The 18,150-nt window shown below is 71.5% G+C and carries 18 protein-coding genes; 7 read left to right on the plus strand and 11 right to left on the minus strand.

Features of this window, described 5'->3' with window-relative positions; translation table 11 throughout:
- Positions 1-15 precede the first annotated feature (15 nt).
- Positions 16-1,254, plus strand: a complete 1,239-nt coding sequence (fabF, locus tag ACFYL4_RS21625) for a beta-ketoacyl-ACP synthase II (protein WP_387520394.1) — start codon at positions 16-18, stop codon at positions 1,252-1,254.
- 180 nt (positions 1,255-1,434) lie between these two features.
- A complete protein-coding gene (locus ACFYL4_RS21630; protein ID WP_387520396.1) occupies positions 1,435-2,607 on the plus strand; it encodes an EAL domain-containing protein in 1,173 nt (390 codons plus the stop codon).
- A gap of 135 nt (positions 2,608-2,742) precedes the next feature.
- On the opposite strand, the gene ACFYL4_RS21635 is transcribed toward ACFYL4_RS21630, so the two are convergent.
- On the minus strand, positions 2,743-3,684 hold the full coding sequence (locus ACFYL4_RS21635) for an SGNH/GDSL hydrolase family protein (RefSeq protein ID WP_357764244.1): 942 nt from the start codon (positions 3,682-3,684) through the stop codon (positions 2,743-2,745).
- 617 nt (positions 3,685-4,301) lie between these two features.
- Between ACFYL4_RS21635 and ACFYL4_RS21640 the strand changes: the two genes are divergently transcribed.
- Positions 4,302-6,641 carry a hypothetical protein gene (locus tag ACFYL4_RS21640; protein WP_387520399.1) on the plus strand — a complete coding sequence of 780 codons (2,340 nt, stop codon included), beginning with the start codon at positions 4,302-4,304 and terminating at the stop codon, positions 6,639-6,641.
- Positions 6,642-6,800: 159 nt separating this feature from the next.
- Positions 6,801-7,559 carry a DUF2470 domain-containing protein gene (locus ACFYL4_RS21645; RefSeq protein WP_357764238.1) on the plus strand — a complete coding sequence of 253 codons (759 nt, stop codon included), beginning with the start codon at positions 6,801-6,803 and terminating at the stop codon, positions 7,557-7,559.
- Between the two features lie 52 nt (positions 7,560-7,611).
- Here the strand turns inward: ACFYL4_RS21645 and ACFYL4_RS21650 are convergent, their stop codons facing one another.
- The 9 genes from ACFYL4_RS21650 to ACFYL4_RS21690 all read right to left on the minus strand — a co-directional run bounded on the left by ACFYL4_RS21650 (position 7,612) and on the right by ACFYL4_RS21690 (position 14,744).
- Positions 7,612-8,001 carry a hypothetical protein gene (locus ACFYL4_RS21650; protein WP_357764236.1) on the minus strand — a complete coding sequence of 130 codons (390 nt, stop codon included), beginning with the start codon at positions 7,999-8,001 and terminating at the stop codon, positions 7,612-7,614.
- 107 nt (positions 8,002-8,108) lie between these two features.
- The gene (locus tag ACFYL4_RS21655; RefSeq protein WP_357764233.1) at positions 8,109-8,486 is read right to left on the minus strand and encodes a metal-sulfur cluster assembly factor; all 378 of its coding nucleotides are present in this window, start codon (positions 8,484-8,486) and stop codon (positions 8,109-8,111) included.
- Entirely contained in the window at positions 8,487-8,963 is a 477-nt protein-coding gene (gene sufU, locus ACFYL4_RS21660; protein WP_357764231.1) for a Fe-S cluster assembly sulfur transfer protein SufU, read from the minus strand.
- 20 nt (positions 8,964-8,983) lie between these two features.
- Positions 8,984-10,282, minus strand: a complete 1,299-nt coding sequence (locus tag ACFYL4_RS21665) for a cysteine desulfurase (RefSeq protein WP_357764228.1) — start codon at positions 10,280-10,282, stop codon at positions 8,984-8,986.
- A 2-nt stretch (positions 10,283-10,284) separates the two neighbouring features.
- On the minus strand, positions 10,285-11,046 hold the full coding sequence (gene sufC, locus ACFYL4_RS21670) for a Fe-S cluster assembly ATPase SufC (protein WP_357764226.1): 762 nt from the start codon (positions 11,044-11,046) through the stop codon (positions 10,285-10,287).
- Positions 11,047-11,054: 8 nt separating this feature from the next.
- Complete coding sequence (locus ACFYL4_RS21675; protein WP_357764223.1) at positions 11,055-11,390, minus strand: non-heme iron oxygenase ferredoxin subunit; 336 nt, start codon at positions 11,388-11,390, stop codon at positions 11,055-11,057.
- Positions 11,383-12,543: a Fe-S cluster assembly protein SufD gene (sufD, locus tag ACFYL4_RS21680; protein WP_387520404.1), complete on the minus strand. Its 1,161-nt coding sequence runs from the start codon at positions 12,541-12,543 to the stop codon at positions 11,383-11,385. Before sufD ends, ACFYL4_RS21675 begins: the two co-directional genes overlap by 8 nt.
- 1 nt (position 12,544) lies before the next feature.
- On the minus strand, positions 12,545-13,957 hold the full coding sequence (gene sufB / locus ACFYL4_RS21685) for a Fe-S cluster assembly protein SufB (RefSeq protein WP_357764217.1): 1,413 nt from the start codon (positions 13,955-13,957) through the stop codon (positions 12,545-12,547).
- Positions 13,958-13,976: 19 nt separating this feature from the next.
- Positions 13,977-14,744 (minus strand): helix-turn-helix transcriptional regulator, encoded by a 768-nt coding sequence (locus tag ACFYL4_RS21690; protein WP_387520543.1) that lies wholly within the window; start codon positions 14,742-14,744, stop codon positions 13,977-13,979.
- A gap of 482 nt (positions 14,745-15,226) precedes the next feature.
- Between ACFYL4_RS21690 and ACFYL4_RS21695 the strand changes: the two genes are divergently transcribed.
- The 3 genes from ACFYL4_RS21695 to ACFYL4_RS21705 are packed head-to-tail and all read left to right on the plus strand — an operon-like array spanning position 15,227 to position 17,862.
- The gene (locus ACFYL4_RS21695; protein WP_387520407.1) at positions 15,227-16,165 is read left to right on the plus strand and encodes an ABC transporter ATP-binding protein; all 939 of its coding nucleotides are present in this window, start codon (positions 15,227-15,229) and stop codon (positions 16,163-16,165) included.
- Positions 16,165-17,001 (plus strand): ABC transporter permease, encoded by an 837-nt coding sequence (locus tag ACFYL4_RS21700; RefSeq protein WP_387520409.1) that lies wholly within the window; start codon positions 16,165-16,167, stop codon positions 16,999-17,001. The genes ACFYL4_RS21695 and ACFYL4_RS21700 overlap by 1 nt, the downstream gene beginning before the upstream one ends.
- 57 nt (positions 17,002-17,058) lie before the next feature.
- Positions 17,059-17,862, plus strand: a complete 804-nt coding sequence (locus ACFYL4_RS21705) for an inositol monophosphatase (protein WP_357764208.1) — start codon at positions 17,059-17,061, stop codon at positions 17,860-17,862.
- Here ACFYL4_RS21705 and ACFYL4_RS21710 read toward each other — a convergent pair.
- The gene (locus ACFYL4_RS21710) at positions 17,842-18,021 is read right to left on the minus strand and encodes a hypothetical protein (protein WP_387520412.1); all 180 of its coding nucleotides are present in this window, start codon (positions 18,019-18,021) and stop codon (positions 17,842-17,844) included. The two genes, ACFYL4_RS21705 and ACFYL4_RS21710, sit on opposite strands and share 21 nt — an antisense overlap.
- Between the last annotated feature and the right edge of the window lie 129 nt (positions 18,022-18,150).

Consider the following 18,150-nt stretch of genomic DNA (forward strand, 5'->3'; position numbering starts at 1 on the left):
AAGGGCGATCGGATCATGTCCAAGACCGATGTCGTCGTCACCGGCCTCGGCGCCACCACCCCCCTCGGGGGTGACGTCGCGACCACATGGTCCGCGCTCCTCGACGGCCGCTCCGGGATCAGCATGCTGCCGGAGGACTGGCACGAGAAGCTTCCGGTGCACTTCGCCGGGCAGATCGCGCAGGAGCCCTCCGAGAAGCTGCCGCGCCCCCGGCTGCGCCGCCTCGACCGGACCCAGCAGTTCGCGTTGATCGCCGCCCAGGAGGCGTGGGACCACGCCGGAGCCCCCGACGTCGACCCCCTCCGCCTCGGTGTGGTCGTCTCCAGCGGGATCGGTGGCATCCTCACCATCCTGGAGCAGTACGACACCTTCCGTGAGAAGGGCTGGAAGCGGGTCTCGCCGTTCACCGTGCCCATGCTCATGCCCAACAGCCCCGCGGCCGCCGTGGCCCTGGAGTTCACCGCGCGCGCGGGCGCCCACGCCCCGGTCAGCGCCTGCGCCTCCAGCGCAGAGGCGATCGCCAACGGTGTCGACATGATCCGCGCGGGCCGCGCGGACGTCGTGATCGCCGGTGGCACCGAGGCCGCGATCCACCCCCTGAACATCGCCTCCTTCGCGTCGATGCGCGCGCTGTCCACCCGCAACGAGGACCCGCAGACCGCCTCCCGCCCCTGGGACAAGGACCGCGACGGCTTCGTCATGGGTGAGGGCGCGGGCATCCTCGTCCTGGAGTCGGCCGAGCACGCGGCCAGGCGCGGCGCGCACGTGTACGCCCACGCGGCCGGGGTCGGCTACACCGACGACGCCCACGACATCGTCATGCCCGACCCGGAGGGCGCCGGTCAGGCCCGCGCCATCACCCAGGCCCTGGCCGACGCGGACCTCAGCCCGAGCGACATCGTGCACGTCAACGCGCACGCCACGTCGACCCCGGCCGGGGACGTCGGGGAGACCCGGGCGATCCGCTCGGCGTTGGGCGAGGCCGCCGCCGACCGGGTGGCGGTGACCTCCACCAAGTCCATGACCGGCCACCTGTTGGGCGGCGCGGGCGCGGTGGAGTCGATCGCGACGATCCTGGCGCTGCACGAGGGCCAGATCCCGCCGACCATCAACATCGCCGAGCTCGACCCGGAGGTGGCCGTGGACATCGTCCGCGACAAGCCCCGGGAGATGCCGGCCGGGGACGTCGCCGCCATCAACGAGTCCTTCGGGTTCGGCGGCCACAACATCGCGGTGGCCTTCCGCCGCGCCTGATCGAGCGGGCCCGTGCGCGACCTACGGGCTCAGGTCCCCAGGGGGCGTCACCGCAGGGTGACGCCCCCTGTCGTGTCCGTGGCGGCCGTCAACCCCGCGTGAACGCCCGGCGGCCCGCGTCCCAAGAACGGTTGAACTCCGCCGCGCGGGTCTTCAGGTCGGCGCGCCCCGCGCGCGACCATGGACGACGTGTCCACCCTGCCTCGCACACAGACCCGGCCGGTTCCCGGTGCCGACGAGCGGTCGGCGCCCCGTCCCCGTGGTCCGGCCTTCCGTCCCGTCGTGGACCTGGACTCCGGCGCCGTGGTGGCGGTCGAGGTCGTCGCGAACGTTCCCGCCGGTCTGGGCCGTCCGGACGGCCGGGGCGGCGGCCCCGCCCTGGTCGCCGAGTGGCTGGCCTCGCTGGTCCGCGCGGGTGACGGTGTCGAGAGCCTGGTGCCGCTGGTCCTGCCGCTGCCCTCGGTGGCACTCGCCGACGGCACCGGGCTCGCGGGGCTGGTCGAGAGCGCCCTGCGACGGGCCGGCCGCCGACCGCGCGACGTCACCCTGATGCTCACCCCGGATCTGGTGGAGCTGCCCCGGGCCACCGTGCTGACCGCCGTGGCGGGGTTGCGCTCCCTGGGGTTCCGGTGCGGTTTCGGCACCGCGATGGCCCGGCCGGACCTGGTGGTGGAGGCCACGCCGTTCCTGATCCGGTTGGACCCGGTCCTGGTGTCGGGGATCGACGGCGACCAGCGCAACGGGGGGATCGTGGACGGCCTGGCCCGGATCGGGCGCAGCAGCGGCGTGTACGCGATGGCGACCGGGGTGGACCGGGGCGAGGAGATCGTGCGTCTGCGGGAGTGCGGGGTGCGGTTGGGCTGCGGCGCGTTCTTCGCCGGGCCGGGGTGGCGGCCCGGCGAGCGGGTGAACCCCGTGCCGGAGCCCGCGGCCACCGCGCTGGACGACTCGGACGCGGGCCCGAGGGTCACCGAGTTCATGGTGCCTCCGCTGGACTTCGACTCCGAGTCCACGGGCGAGCACGTCATGGAGGCCTTCACCCAGGACACCGCGCTCAACAGCGTGGTGTTGATCGATCACCGGGAGCGGCCGACCGGGGTCATCGACCGGACCCGGTTCCTGTTGTCGGTGACCGGGCGGTACGGGCACGCCCTGCACGCCAAGCGCCCCGCGCTGCGGTTGGCGGAGTCGCCCCGGACCGTGCCCGCGTGGATGTCGGCGATCTCGGCGCTGCGGGTGGCCGGGCAGGACCGCGAGCGCGTGTACGACGACCTGATCGTCACCAACCCGTACGGCCAGTGTGTGGGGGTCGTGCACGTCAGCGACCTCATCCAGTCCCTGGCCCGGCAGTGACCGGGGCCGGGGCGCGCTGAGCGCGGCTCGGTCCCCGCCCGTCCACCCGGCCCGCGCGCGTGGGGGGTGTGAACGCGACGGTGGCCGCGTCCCCGCGGGTGCGGGGAGCGCGGCCACCGTGGGAGACCGGTCGGGTCAGCGCAGGGGTTCGGGGCCCTTGGTGCCCGAGGGGCTGCTGGTCGGCGGGGTGTCATCCGCCGCGTAGTCGTTGAAGTGCGTGTCGGCGCCGGCCTGGCTCAACCGCTCGCGGAGTTCCTCACGGGTCTTCTCGTCGTGCAGGTAGTCCAGCTCGGGTCGGCGCGGCAGCAGGCCGTCGCCGGAGGAGCGCCCCATCGCCCGGCGGCGCAGCCACGGGACGAGGTACTGGCGGGCCCAGCGGCGGCCCTCACGGCGGCGCAGGATACGCGGCAGCTGCTGGGGCGGGGTGGCCCACGGGTCGGTCCAGGACTCGGGTGGTCCCATCGGGTGGCCCAGCAGGTCGGCGACGCGCGCCGCGACGATCTGGTGCCCGGCGCCGTTGGGGTGCAGGCGGTCGTCGCTCCAGGCCCGGGGGTCGTTGAGGGCGTTGAGCGCCCACAGGTCGACGATCTCGGTCCCGGTGCGTTCGGCCACGGCCCGCATGTGCATGCTGAACACCGCGATCCGGCCCCGGTACAGGCGCAGGACCGGAATCCAGCCGGTGTCGTGGCCCGCGAGGATCACCACGCGGATGCCCGCGTCGCGCAGTTGGCGCACGCCCCACTCGAACTTCTCGGCCAGCGCGTCGAGGTCCCCGCCGGGGCGCAGGACGTCGTTGCCGCCCGCGAGCACGGTGACCAGGTCGGGCTTCCAGGCGAGGGTCTGCTCCAGCTGTTCGCCGAAGATGTGTTTCATCCGACGTCCTCGGACGCCGAGGTTGGCGTAGCGGAAGTCCGGGGAGAGCGTGCCCAGGTGTTCCGCGAGGCGGTCCGCGAAGCCCCGGTACTCGCCGCCGGGCCCGCTGTCGTCCTCCATCCCCTCTGTGATGCTGTCACCGATCGCCACGTAGGACCGGATGAGTTCCGGTCTGTTCGCGGGCGCAGCAGCGGGGGGATTCATCTCAAGGTCTGTCACGTCAACCAATCATCCGGATCGACCGTCCCTCGCCTGCCATGCGCCGGGGTGCGCGGGACGGAAGTCTTGGCGGGTCGCGGTCTGCCGCTGGCCCGAATGCCCGAGCACCGTCGGACCCGGGGTGAACCGCGTCGCGGACACCCGGCCGAGGGACGCTCGGGCGAGGACAGTGCCCGTCCAGCATACCCGCGACCAACGTCAGCGCGCCGGTCCCGCCCACGCCGTCGGAGCCCCGAGGGGACAACGCCCGGTGCGCCCGAGAAGAGCCAGAAGTCCCTTATGAGGTAGCTCACAGCCCCTGGCGACCTCTGTGGGCGAATCTCCTTGGTCACGGTGATCACACGCGGAGGTCACCCCCGGGTATCGGCGGTCCGTCGCTCCCGGGACTACCCATGTGGCCCCGGGGCACGTACGATCTCGGGGAAGTGCTCACGGCACCCCTGCCCCTCGGTCCGCCGTGCCCCCACGCGGCAGCGATCGAGTCGGGCCAAGATCCGTCCTCGTCCGGGTCAAGGGCGCGTACTGTGGTGCATCGAACCGAAGGCCCGTGCGGTTCCTCCCCAATTCACGTGCAGACACCAGGAGGTCGAGGTCCCCAGCGGATGAACGCCGTCTCTCCGATCTGCCTCGTCGACCTCGCGCCCGCCCTGCGGTGGTCGAGGTCGCCGGACGTGGCACCACTGCTCCACCACGACCGTCTCATCGACGGCTGGTGGCACTCGCTGCCCCTCACCCGGGTCCTGGACATCGCCGGTCCGCCCTGGCTGGCGAACGGGCTGGCGCGCCTCGCGGTCGAACACTGGGGGCACATCGCCCTGTCGGAGTTCCTGCCGAGCCTGCGCGCACAACCCGTGGACTGCTCCGACCTGGCCGAACCGGTCCGGGGCGCGGTGGTCGCCACCGCGGGTGACTGGGACCGCCTCATCGCGGCCTGCCCCCAGGAGATGCGCGAGTGGCGTCTGCCTGGCTGCGGAGTACTGGACGTCGTGAGCACGATCGCCTGGCGGGCCCTCCAACCCTGCTGCGAACTCCCCGGCGGGCCCACCCCCTCCCCCGCCCTGATGACGGAGGCGGTGCGCACCATCGCGCACTGGCTGCCCGACGCCGCCCCCGAACACGTGCGCAGCGCGCTGGACTACCTGGAGAGCGCGACCGGCGCGGGCGGGGCACCCGACCGGGCCGACGACTCCGAGGGGTCGGCGAGCCCGCCCCAGACCCCCGCCACCCGTGCGATCCGCACCCTGCGCGCGCTGCGCGCCCAACGGGACCAGGACCCGCCCGTCGCCGAACCCGCGCCCGAGCGGGCGGCCCCGACCCCGGAGACCCCCGTTCCGGAGACCCCCGCCCCGGTCGGCGGCATGGTCAGCTCGGCGGCGATGATCCCGGGGTCCGTCCTGAGCGCCGACGCCGTCGCCACCGAGGCCGCCGCCACCGCGAGCAGCGGTGTCGGCGACCTGCGCTCGCAGTTCCGCAGCTCCCTGCTGGGCCCCGGCCGCACCCTGCGCCGCCCCAGCTTCAGCCGGACCAAGGCCCCCGCACCCGAACCCGTGGAGGAGCCCCCGGCCCCGGTCCTGGGCCAGCACCCGCTGGTGGACCAGGTCGAGGAGATGTTCCGCTCCTGGCCCGAGCTGGAGCGGACGGTGGCCGCCGAACGCCTCTTCGCCACCGACCCGATCAGCATCCGCGTCCTCTCCGAGCAGATCTCGGTGGACGTCACCGAGATCCGCGGGGCCCAGCGTAAGGTGGAGGAGCGCCTGCTGCGCTGGCTGGGCTCGCCCGAGGGCGCCGCCATCACCAAACACCTGCGCGAGCTCTCCGAACAGCTCGGTTCGGCGACCACCATCGACCGGCTCATCAACGCGCACCCCGACCACCCGGTGGACGTGCCCACGCTGCACACCCCGCTCTGGCGCGTGATCATCACCCTGTTCACCGACCGGCGCATGCACAACGGCTGGCTCATCGCCGACGATCCGAACAAGCTGCGCTGGCAGACCCGCGAACTGCTGGGTGACGCCCCCAACCTGACCGAGGCGGGCATCCGCCTGGGCCGGATCGGCATCCGCCAGCAGGAGCTCCGGGCCTGGTTGCTGAGCACGCCCGGGGTGAGTCTGCGCGACGGCCACGTGTATGTGGACTCCTCCGTTCCCATGGAGGCCCCCGGCGACAACCACACCCCCGAGGGGTCCGGCGCCACCACCGAGAACGGTCTGCCGATCCGGCGCCGACCCGACGGACAGCCCGGCCCCGTCGAGCCAGCAGCCCACGCCGCCGAGCCCTCCCACCAGGTCAGAACCGGTCCCGAGCAGGTCGGGTTCGGGGCCGTCGCGCCGCCGGTGCCGATGGCGCCCCCGGTCCCGCCGCTGGCCCACCCGGTCCACCCGTCCCCGGTACGACCGGGGACGAGCGACCCGGCCGCGTCGGCCCGCTGTTTCCGGGCCCCGGACGGACGCTGGTGGCACCGCATCGACATCACCGCGGACCACCTCAACGGTGCCCCGGTCGCGGTTCCCACCGGCTACGCCACCCACCTGGGCCTTCAGCCCGGGCGCCTGCTGTGCCTGACGGCGCCCGGCGCGGACCTGCTCGTCCTGGTCTGGCGTGACCAGCCCGCCTTCGACTCGTTGCGGCCGCTGCTGCGGCGTCAGGCCGCCCAGCCGGGCGACCGGATGTTCATCACGGTCTCGGGCGACCGACTGGACGCGCGCAAGCTTCCCGCCGGCGACCTGAGCGGACACCCGCCCGCCGCGCGCGCCCTGCACCTGATCGGCTACACGGCCCCGGCCGCGCCGGAGGAGGCACTCAGAATCCTCTCGCGCCGGATCACCGACAACGGTGACGAGTCGTTGGCGGACCCGCAGTCGCTGTTGGAGGCGCTGTCGCTGCGTGGGGACGAGGACATCGCCGGGGAGCTGCGCACCGCCATGTTCGCCGCCCACTGAGGCGTTCGCCCTCGTCGAGGGGTCGTACCGGAGTTCCGGTGCGGCCCCTTCTCGCGTCGGGCGCCCTGCCGGTGCGGGGTTCGACGGGCGGTCGGGCCGTTCCGGGGCTTCCCCGACGCGACCACAGGATGTAGGTTAGCCTTACCTAATAGAGTTGAGGTGGTCCTCCTGCTCCCGTACCCGAAGTCCCTCGCCCCCTCCCCCGCCGAACGGGCCCGCTCCGTCCTGGCCCGACCCAACCCGGCCACGGTGACCAGCGACGACGTCTGCCTGCACCTGACCGGCGCAGCGTGCCACACCACGTTCCAGGGCGAGGTCACCCTGCTCGTCCCCGACCAGCACCGGGTCCTCGCCGAGATCGGCGACGGCGCCCTGGAGGCCACCGTCGAGTTCACCGACACCGCCCCGGTCGACCTGCGCGACCCCACGCGCTCGCTCCTGTGGATCAGCGGCACGCTGCGCGTGCCCCCGCTCCGCGAGGCCCGCGACCGCGCCCTGGCCGCCCTGGCCGACGACCCCGACGAGCGCCTGCTCGACCTCGGCCACGGACGCACCCTGGTCGTCATGGAGCCGCACCTGATCATCCACTCCGACCACGACGGCTGCCACCTGCTGCACCCGGAGGAGTTCACGGACGCCGCGGCCGACCCCTTCGGCCGGTGGGAGGGCCCCTGGCTGCGCCACCTGGAGGACGACCACCCCGACGTGCTCTGGGCCCTGGCCGCCCGTTGCGGCACCCCGCTTCCGCCCGGTCGCCCGCGCCCGCTCGGCGTGGACCGGCACGGGCTTCGGTTGCGGTGGGAGGGGCCGGACGGCGACCACGACGTCCGCATCCCCTTCCGTAGGGCCGCCCGCACCCCGCACGACGTCGCCCGCCAGGTACGGGACATGGCCGGGCTCGACCGGCACCGGCACTGAACCCGACCGGCACCGGCGCCGAAGACCTCGTCAGCGCACCCGCGCGGAGGGCTCAGACCACGAACAGGTTTCCGTTCGCCGCCACGACGGCGACCAGGCCCCATGTCGTCGCGAGGTACAGCGCCATCATCACGGCCTGCGCGACCAGCAGACCACGGCGCATGGCACCGGGTCTGCGCAGACACACCAGCACGAAGTGCGTGAGGCCCACCGGGAGCACGAGCAGCCACACCAGCGGCCACAGCCAGAACAACAGCGGTGCCAGACCCCAGGTCAGGGAGTGCAACGCCACCAGGAACAGGGACGCGTGCGTCGTCAGAGCCGCGGCCAGGCAGACACAGGCGGACAGCACCCACACGGGAATCCACCAGGCGGAGGTGCGCGGCTCTACGGGGACACCGGGAAGGTCCGCATCGGAACCGGAGACGGAGGGGGATGCCATAGCCGCATCATGCACCACCGCCGGACGGCGCCGCGACGGGGGCCACCCGGACACACCACGGGCCGGGCCCCCCGAGGGAACCCGGCCCGCACTCCGACGGAGTCGGATCAGACGTTGAAGCCCAGCATGCGCAGCTGGTCCCGTCCGTCGTCGGTGATCTTGTCCGGACCCCACGGCGGCATCCAGACCCAGTTGATCTTCACGTCGCGCTCGAACTCGTCCAGGGCGCTGTTGGCCTGGTCCTCGATCACGTCGGTCAGCGGGCAGGCCGCGCTGGTCAGGGTCATGTCCAGGGTGATCGACTCGTCGTCGTGGTTCACCCCGTAGACCAGACCCAGGTCGACGATGTTCACGCCGAGCTCGGGGTCGATCACGTCCTTGAGCGCCTCCGCGATCTCCTCGGCCAGCGCCTCCTCCTCAGGGGAGCGCGGAGCGGCCTCGGTCTTCTCGGCGGTCTCGGTCGTCGTGGTCTCGTTGTCGCTCATTCAGGCGCCTTCCTTCTCCAAGGACTGCGACACCGCGTCCTTCCAGGCCATCCACCCCAGCAGGGCGCACTTGATCCGGGCCGGGTACTTGGACACGCCGACGAACGCCACGGCGTCCTCCAGCACGTCCTCGTCCGGCTCACCCTTGCCCTTGGACTGCATCAGCTCGGTGAACGCGTCCAGGGTCGTCATACCCTCGGCCACCGTCCTGCCGATGAGCAGGTCGGTCAGCACCGAAGTGCTGGCCTGGCTGATCGAGCAGCCCATCCCCTCGTAGGAGACGTCGCTGACGACCGCCCTCTCGTCGAGCGCGCCGCCGTCGGCGGCGGGAGCCAGGGTCACCCGGAGCGTCACCTCGTCCCCGCAGGTGGGGTTGATGTGGTGCGCCTCGGCGTTGTACGGATCGCGCAGCCCCTTGTGGTGCGGGTTCCGATAGTGGTCCAGGATGATCTCCTGGTACATCGCGTCCAACTGCATGGTCAGGCAGAATCCTCGTACTAGTCCCGGGTCCCGAAGAACCTCTGGGCGGCCCGGATGGCCTCCACCAGCGCGTCCACGTCCTCCAACGTGTTGTAGAGGTAGAACGACGCCCGTGTGGTCGCGACGATACCGAGCTTGCGGTGCAGGGGCCAGGCACAGTGGTGCCCGACCCTGACCTCCACGCCCCGGTCGTCCAGGACCTGACCCAGGTCGTGCGGGTGGATGTCGTCCACCACGAACGACACCGCGCCGCCCCGGTCGACGGCCTCGGTCGGACCGACGACGCGCACGCCCTCGATCGCGCCGACGTGCTTGAGCGCGTACTCGGTGAGCGCGTGCTCGTGCGCGGCGACCCGGTCCATGCCCACCTCGGAGAGGTAGTCACAGGCGGCGGCCAGACCGACGGCCTGCGGGGCCATCGGCACACCGGCCTCGAAGCGCTGCGGCGGGTCCGCCCAGGTCGAGTGGCTCATGTGCACGACGCCGATCATCGAACCGCCGCTGATGAAGGGCGGCATGGCCGCGAGCAGCTCCCGGCGCCCCCAGAGCACGCCGATCCCGTTGGGACCGAGCATCTTGTGCCCCGAGAAGGCCAGGAAGTCGACGTCGAGGTCACGCACGTCCACCGGCATGTGCGGCACCGACTGGCAGGCGTCCAGCAGGACCAGCGCGCCGACCTCCCGGGCCCGCGCGGTGATCGCGGCCACCGGGTTGACCGTGCCGAGCACGTTGGACTGGTGCGTGAAAGCCACCATCCTCGTGCGCTCGTTGACCAGTTCGCCCAGGTCCGACAGGTCCAGACGCCCCTCGTCGGTGACCGGGAACCAGCGCAGCGTCGCCCCGGTGCGCTGGCACAGCTGCTGCCAGGGCACCAGGTTGGCGTGGTGCTCCATCTCGGTCACGACGATCTCGTCGCCGGGGCCGACCTGGAACCGGCGCAGCTCCTCGTCGGCCGTGGCCGCGTTGCTCATCGCGTACGCGACCAGGTTGACCGCCTCGGTGGCGTTCTTGGTGAACACCACCTCGTCGGCGTCGGCGCCGACGAACCGGGCGATGGTCTCCCGGGCGGACTCGTAGGCGTCGGTGGCCTCCTCCGCGAGCTGGTGCGCCCCACGGTGCACCGCCGCGTTGTGGCGTTCGTAGAACCCGCGCTCGGCGTCCAGCACCTGGCGCGGTTTCTGCGAGGTCGCCCCGGAGTCGAGGTACACCAGCGGGCGCTCGTCGCGGACGGTCCGGGAGAGGATCGGGAAGTCCTCCCGGATCGCCCGCGTGTCGAGCGGAGCCGTGTCGGGCTGACCGGGCTCGCGGAGGGCCATGGTTACGCGCCCGCCTTCACGAACCGCTCGTAGCCCTCGGACTCAAGGACGTCGGCGAGCTCGGAGCCGCCCGACTCGGCGATGCGGCCGCCCGAGAAGACGTGCACGAAGTCCGGACGCACGTACTTCAGGATGCGGGTGTAGTGCGTGATGAGCATGACGCCGAGGTCGTTGCTCTCCTGGGCGCGGTTGATGCCCTCGGAGACGATCTTGAGCGCGTCGACGTCCAGGCCGGAGTCGGTCTCGTCCAGGATGGCGACCTTGGGCTTGAGCAGCTCCAGCTGGAGGATCTCGTGGCGCTTCTTCTCACCGCCGGAGAAGCCCTCGTTCACGCCGCGGGCGGCGAACGCCGGGTCGATGGACAGGTCCTTCATCGCGCCCTGGAGCTCCTTGGAGAACTGGCGGAGCTTGGGAGCCTCGCCGCGCACCGCGCCGACGGAGCTGCGCAGGAAGTTGGACATGGACACGCCCGGGACCTCGACCGGGTACTGCATGGCGAGGAAGACGCCGGCGCGGGCCCGCTCGTCCACCTCCATCTCCAGGATGTTCTCGCCGTCGAGGAGGACCTCGCCCTCGGTGATCTCGTAGCGCGGGTGGCCCGCGATCGCGTAGGCGAGGGTGGACTTGCCGGAGCCGTTGGGGCCCATGATGGCGTGGGTCTCACCGGAGTTGATGGTGAGGTCAACGCCCTTGAGGATCTCCTGCCGCTCGTCCTCGTTGATGAGGACGTCGGCGCGCAGACCGCGGATTTCGAACTTCGTCATTTCAGGCCTCAGGAATTCTTGTCATCCAGCGACACGAGCACGTCGTCGCCGTCGATCTTCACGTCGTAGGTGGGGACCGGCTGGGTCGCGGGCGGGTTGACCGGCGCCCCCGAGCGCAGGTCGAAGCACGAGCCGTGGAGCCAGCACTCGATGGTGCCGTCCTCGACCTCGCCCTCCGAGAGGCGCACCTCCGCGTGCGAGCACACGTCCCGCAGCGCGTAGACCTGCCCCTCGGTGCGCACCAGCGCGATGGGGGTCTCGTCGTCGGTCTCGACGCCGAGCGCCCCTTCCTCGGGGATCTCGTCGAGTTCGGCGACCTTGACCCAACCGCCCTGCTCACTCATGCGCGGCGAGCTTCCGCTCGACCTTCTCCATGACGTGGTCGCGCAGGTCCTGGTCGTCGATGCGGTTGACGATGTCCAGGAAGTAGCCGCGGATGATGAGGCGGCGCGCCTCCTCCTCCGGGATACCGCGCGAACGCAGGTAGAACAGGTGGATGTCGTCGAGCCGCCCGCTGGCGCTGGCGTGCCCGGCGCCCGCCACCTCACCGGTGAAGATCTCCAGGTTCGGGACGGAGTCCACCCGGGTGTCGTCGGTGAGCTGGAGGTTCCGGTTGTTCTCGTAGGAGTCGGTACCGGTGGTGCCCTCGCCGATGATCACGTCACCGATCCAGACCGCGTGGGCGTCCTTACCGCTCAGCGCGCCCTTGTAGTCCACCCGCGAGCGGGTGTTGGACACGTTGTGGTCGATCAGCGAGCGGTGCTCGTGGTGCTGGCCGTCGCCGGAGAAGTAGAGCCCGTAGAGCTCGGCGTTGCCGCCCCGGTCGTCGTAGGACACGCGCGGCGACAGACGGACCACGTCACCGCCGAGGGTGATGACGATCGACCGGAAGCTGGCGTCCTTGCCGACCCGCGTGTTGTGCTGGCTGACCTCGACGGCGTCGTCGTCCCACTCCTGGAGCGTGACGAGCGTGAGCTTGGCGCCCTCGCCGACGTGGACGTCGAGGCTGCCCGCGCGGACACCGGTGCCGGTGTTCGTGATGATGACGGTGGCCTCGGCCATCGGCTTGACGTCGATGAGCAGCTGCTCGAACGCGGTGCCGCCCAGACCCTTGCGGTCGATGGTGATCGCCTTGTCGGCGGCCAGCGACTGCGGAACGGTCACGACGGTGGCCTTCTCGAAGGAGGTGTAGGCCTGCGCGATCACCCGGTTGACGGGCAGGCCCGCCTTGCCGAGCCGCTCGTCGTCACGGCCGACCGTCTCCACGGTGACGCCCTCGGGCGCGTCCACGGAGACCTCGTCGGTGCCGTCGGCGGCGCCCTTCCAGTCGTGCAGCTTCTTCAGGCGGCGCAGCGGGGTGAACCGCCACTCCTCCTCACGCCCGTTCGGGACGGGGAAGGCGTCCACGTCCTGGGAGCCGTGCGTGTCGAGCTTGGAGACAGGGATCTGTCCCAACCCGTGGCTGTGCGCCTTGGGCTCTGTGTTCGCGGTCGTCAACTTATCCCACCGATCCTTCCATCTGGAGCTCGATCAGACGGTTGAGCTCCAGTGCGTACTCCATCGGGAGCTCCCGTGCGATGGGCTCCACGAATCCTCGGACGACCATGGCCATGGCCTCTTCCTCGCCCATCCCGCGGCTCATCAGGTAGAAGAGCTGGTCCTCGCTGACCTTGGAGACGGTGGCCTCGTGCGCGAGCTCGGTGTCGTCCTCGCGCAGGTCGTTGTAGGGGTAGGTGTCGGAACGGCTGATGGTGTCGATCAGCAGCGCGTCGCACTCCACCGAGGACTTGGCGAGGTGGGCGCCCTCCTGGACCTGGATCAGGCCGCGGTAGGAGGAGCGGCCGCCGCCGCGCGCCACCGACTTGGAGACCACCTTGGAAGAGGTGTTGGGCGCGCAGTGCACCATCTTGGCGCCGGTGTCCTGGTGCTGGCCCTCGCCCGCGAAGGCGATCGACAGGGTCTCGCCCTTGGCGTGCTCGCCCATCAGGTAGACGGCCGGGTACTTCATGGTCACCTGGGAGCCGATGTTGCCGTCGACCCACTCCATGGTCGCGCCCTCTTCGGCGATGGCGCGCTTGGTGACCAGGTTGAAGACGTTGTTCGACCAGTTCTGGATGGTCGTGTAACGGCAGCGGGCGTTCTTCTTGACGATGATCTCGACGACCGCGGAGTGCAACGAGTCCGACTTGTAGATCGGCGCGGTGCAGCCCTCGACGTAGTGGACGTAGGCGCCCTCGTCGACGATGATCAGCGTCCGCTCGAACTGGCCCATGTTCTCGGTGTTGATCCGGAAGTAGGCCTGGAGCGGGATCTCCACGTGCACGTTCTTGGGCACGTAGATGAAGGACCCGCCGCTCCACACGGCGGTGTTCAGCGCGGCGAACTTGTTGTCACCGGCCGGGATGACGGAGCCGAAGTACTCCTCGAAGATCTCCGGGTGCTCCTTGAGGGCGGTGTCCGTGTCCAGGAAGATGACGCCCTGCTCCTCCAGGTCCTCGCGGATCTGGTGGTAGACGACCTCGGACTCGTACTGGGCGGCGACACCGGCGACCAGGCGCTGCTTCTCGGCCTCGGGGATGCCCAGCTTGTCGTACGTGTTCTTGATGTCCTCGGGCAGGTCCTCCCAGGAGGTGGCCTGCTTCTCCGTGGACCGCACGAAGTACTTGATGTTGTCGAAGTCGATCTTGGACAGGTCCGCGCCCCAGTCGGGCATGGGCTTCTTGTCGAAGAGCTTCAGCGACTTGAGGCGGAGCTTGGTCATCCACTCCGGCTCGCTCTTCTTGTCCGAGATGTCCCGGACGACCTCTTCGTTCAGGCCACGACGGGCCGAGGCTCCGGCCACGTCGGAGTCGGCCCAGCCGTACTCATATGTTCCGAGCCCTTCGAGCTCGGGGTGCGCGACGGAAGTCATGCGCGGACTCCTCCTGGACTCAGACGTCCTTCTGGTGAACTGAGCCGCCCGCCCGCTGGCGGATGGCCTTCTTGGACGCGGGGGTGCCGTCCTCCCCGCTCGCCCCGTCTCCCCGTGGGGTGACGTGCGTGGTGCACACACCATCGCCGTGGGCGATGGTGGCCAACCGGCGCACCGGGGTGCCCAGGAGCCGCGCGAAGGCCTCGATCTCGGCCTCACAGAGCTGCGGGAACTCGGCGGCCACGTGCGCGACGGGGCAGTGGTGTTGGCACAGTTGGTCGCCGCCACCCGGCGCGGGCGCCTGGCCCGCGGTGGCGGCGTAGCCGTCGTTGGAGAGCGCCTCGGCCAGCAGCCGGACCCGTTGTTCCTGGGGAACGGCGTCCAACAGGGGCTGGTAGCGCCGCTCCAGGTCGGCGACCTGGCTCCGGGCGAACTCGCCCACCGCCTCGGGACCGGAGGTCCGCGCCAGGAAGCGCAGGGCGTTGGAGGCGAGGTCGTCGTAGGCGTGGACGAAGGCGTCGCGCCCGGCCTCGGTGATGGCGAAGACGCGCGCCGGGCGGCCCCTGCGGCGTCGGCCGTGCGTGGGCCGGGCGTCCCGGGCCTCGACCATGCCCTCGACGGTCAGGTTGTCGAGGTGGCGGCGGATGGCCGCCGGGGTGAGTCCGAGCCGCTCCCCCAGCGAGGAGGCGGTGATCGGACCCTTCTCCAGGATCAGCCGTGCGACGCGGGCGCGGGTTCCGTGGTCGGGCCCGTTCAGGGGCCGGGGCGCACCGGGCGCACCGGACAGGTCCGACACAGTGATCCCCTCCCGCTCGTCCTTCGGCTCTCGACTTTAGACAACATCAGTGTGGCCTAAATAAGTCCGCCTAGGCAAACCCGCCTCGATGCGCTTCATCACGAAGGTCAGGCTTGCCTAATCTGGGAGTTCGCTCGCGGGGCGTGCCCGAACGCCCCTTTCGCGCCGCCGGAATTCGCACGATGTTCCCAATCATCGAGACCAGCGTTCCACCATGCGGGCGATCCCGTGATGGACGGCCCGGAGGAGCCGGGCGAACCCAGGGGCCGCACGCACCTCCACCGTCCCAGTGAACACGGCGGCCAGATCCCTACAACCAGACAGCACCCGCCATTCTTCCCTCCATCACACCACCGGCAGCTTCGATTTCCGGCTGTCCGAAGTGGGACGTTCGGCCCGCTCCCGAACAGGGCCACCCCGGGAAGGGCGGGGTGGTGAAGCCGACGGCCCCGGCGCACGTAAACTCAGGCCCCATGGACACACCCGCCGTCGAGGTCGTCGACCTGGTCAAGCGCTACGGCGCCACCACGGCCGTCACCGGCCTCACGTTCACCGCCCGCCGCGGCACGGTGACCGCACTGCTCGGCCCCAACGGCGCGGGCAAGACCAGCACCATCGAGATCTGCGAGGGCTTCCGCCACGCCGACGACGGGAGGGTGCGGGTCCTGGGGCTCGACCCGGTGGCCGATGCGACCCGGCTCAAGCCCCGTGTGGGTGTGATGCCACAGTCCGGTGGAGTGCCCACCGGGGCCCGGGCCGCCGAGTGGCTGCGCCTGATGGCCTCCTTCCACGCCAGCCCGGTCGACCCCGACCTGCTCCTGGAACGACTGGGCCTGACCTCCGTCTCCGCCACCCCGTTCCGCCGCCTCTCCGGCGGCCAACAGCAGCGCCTCTCCCTGGCCTGCGCCGTGGTCGGCCGCCCCGAACTGGTCTTCCTCGACGAGCCCACCGCCGGACTCGACCCCCAGGCGCGCATGGCCACCTGGGACCTGGTCTCGGCGCTTCGCGAGGCCGGGGTGGCGGTGATCCTCACCACGCACCACATGGAGGAGGCCGAGCGGCTGGCCGACCACGTGGTCATCATCGACCGCGGCGCGGTGGTCACCGAGGGCACCCCGGCCGAACTCACCGAGGGGCGGCGCGAGGTGCGTTTCTCCACCGCGACCCCGGTCGACACCGGGGCGCTGGAGGCGGCCCTGCCCTCCGGAGCGCGCGTGGACGGCGTCGGCGCCGGGGGGCGCAACGAGTACACCGTCTCCACCCGCGACCCCGACGACCTCGGCCCGGAGTTCCTGGCCGCCGTCACCGCGTGGTGCGCCTCCTCCGGCCTCCTCGCGGAGGACCTGCGCGTACGGCGACGTACCCTCGAAGACGTCTTCCTCGAAACCACCGGCCGGGAACTGCGCGACTGATGACCCAGAACACCTCAGGGACGGCCGCGTCCGCCGTCACCGACGCCCCGACGCCCGCCCTCGACGCGCGCCTGTTCACCCCGGCCCCCGGCGCCGCCCCGATGTGGCGGATGATCGCCGCCCAGGCCGGGATGGAACTGCGGGTCATGCTGCGCCACGGCGAGCAGTTCCTGCTGACCATGGTCATCCCCGTCCTGCTGCTGGTGGGGTTCAGCCTGGTCGACGTCCTCGACGTCGGCGAGGGGGCGCGCGTGGACGCGCTGACCCCCGGAGTGCTGGCGCTGGCGATCATGTCCACCTCCTTCACCGGTCTGGCCATCGGGACCGGGTTCGAGCGCCGCTACGGGGTGCTCAAACGCCTCGGCGCCACCCCGCTCTCCCGGTTCGGGCTGTTGGCCGCCAAGACCATCGCCGTGCTCGGCGTGCAGGCCATCCAGATCACCGTGCTCTGCGTGGTGGCGCTGTTCCTGGGCTGGGCGCCGTCCCTCGACCTCGCGGGAGTGCTGGCCCTGCTCGCGCTGGTACTGCTGGCCACGGCCGCGTTCAGCTCCCTGGCCCTGCTGATGGCGGGAACGCTGCGCGCGGAGGCCACCCTGGCCGGGGCCAACCTCGTGTACGTGCTCATGCTGGGTCTGGGCGGGGTCCTGTTCCCCACCAGCAGTTTCCCGGGGCCGATGGAGCAGGCCGTGTCAGTCCTGCCGATCACCGCCCTCGGCTCGGGGCTCCGCGCCGTGCTCACCGACGGGTCCCTGCCCGGCCTGGGCGCCTTCGCGGTGCTCACCGTGTGGACGGTCGTCGCCGGTTTCCTGGCCTCCCGGCTGTTCCGCTGGGAGTAGCGACGGCGTTCCGGTCCGGTCTCCGTCACTGAGGGTCCGCGCCCTAGGGTGTCGGTCATGACCATCGACATCGACGCGGTGACCACCGTGCTCCGCGAGACCGCCGAATCGACGATCCTGCCGCGTTTCGGTGCCCTGTCCGAGCACGAGGTGTCGGAGAAGTCACCCGGCGAGATCGTCACCGTCGCCGACCGCGAGGCGGAGGCGGTGATCGGCCGCCGCCTCCGGGAGCTGGTCGACGCGCCGGTCGTGGGCGAGGAGGCCACCGCCGCCGACCCCGCCCTGGTGGGGCTCCTGGGCAAGGAGCCGGTCGCCTGGGTCGTCGACCCCGTGGACGGCACCCGCAACTTCGCCAACGGCGACACGAGGTTCGCCGTGATGGCGGCCCTGGTCCGCGAGGGGCGGGCGGTGGCCTCCTGGATTCTGCGCCCCACCGAGGGCACCGCACACGTGGCCGAGCTCGGTTCCGGCACCTGGCGGGACGGCGTACGGCTGCGCCGCGCGCCCGCGCCGACCGACCCGGCCGAGCTGCGGGGCATGGTCCAGCGCAGACGGCTGTCCCCGGAGGAACACGAGCACGTGAACGCGGGGGCTTCCAGGTTCGCCGACGTGAACCGGGGCTCCGGGTGCGCGGGGGTGGACTACCCGCGTCTGCTCGCGGGGGAGCTGGACTTCATGCTGTTCGCCGATCCCATGCCCTGGGACCACACGCCCGGTGGGCTCCTGCTCGACGAGGCCGGAGCGGTCAGCCGACGCCCCGAGGGCACCCCGTACCGCCCCGACGAGCCGGGGCGCCTCCTGCTCGACGCCGCCGACCCCGCGTCGTGGGGGACGGTCCGGTCACTGCTGCTGGCGCCCTGAACCGGGGCCGAGGACGCTCCCGGCGGTGAGCAGCACGGCGGCGGCCACCACGACCAGCACCGCGCCGACCAGCGGATAGCCCGCTCCGGGCGGCGCCACGGTGAGGAACAGGCCCATGCTCGCCGCGCCCACGGAGGAACCGGCGTGGGGCGGGGTCATGGAAGTTCTCCGTCAGCGACGGGCGGCGCGCGTGGGCGCCGCGAGGGTGCGTGGACGCCGAGGGACCACGGGGCTCGGCCGTGGTCGGGGGCGCCGGTCTACGCACAGGGGAAGAACATGCCCTCGAGG

It is taken from the genome of Nocardiopsis sp. NPDC006938 (genome assembly GCF_042869555.1).
Classification (GTDB): domain Bacteria; phylum Actinomycetota; class Actinomycetes; order Streptosporangiales; family Streptosporangiaceae; genus Nocardiopsis.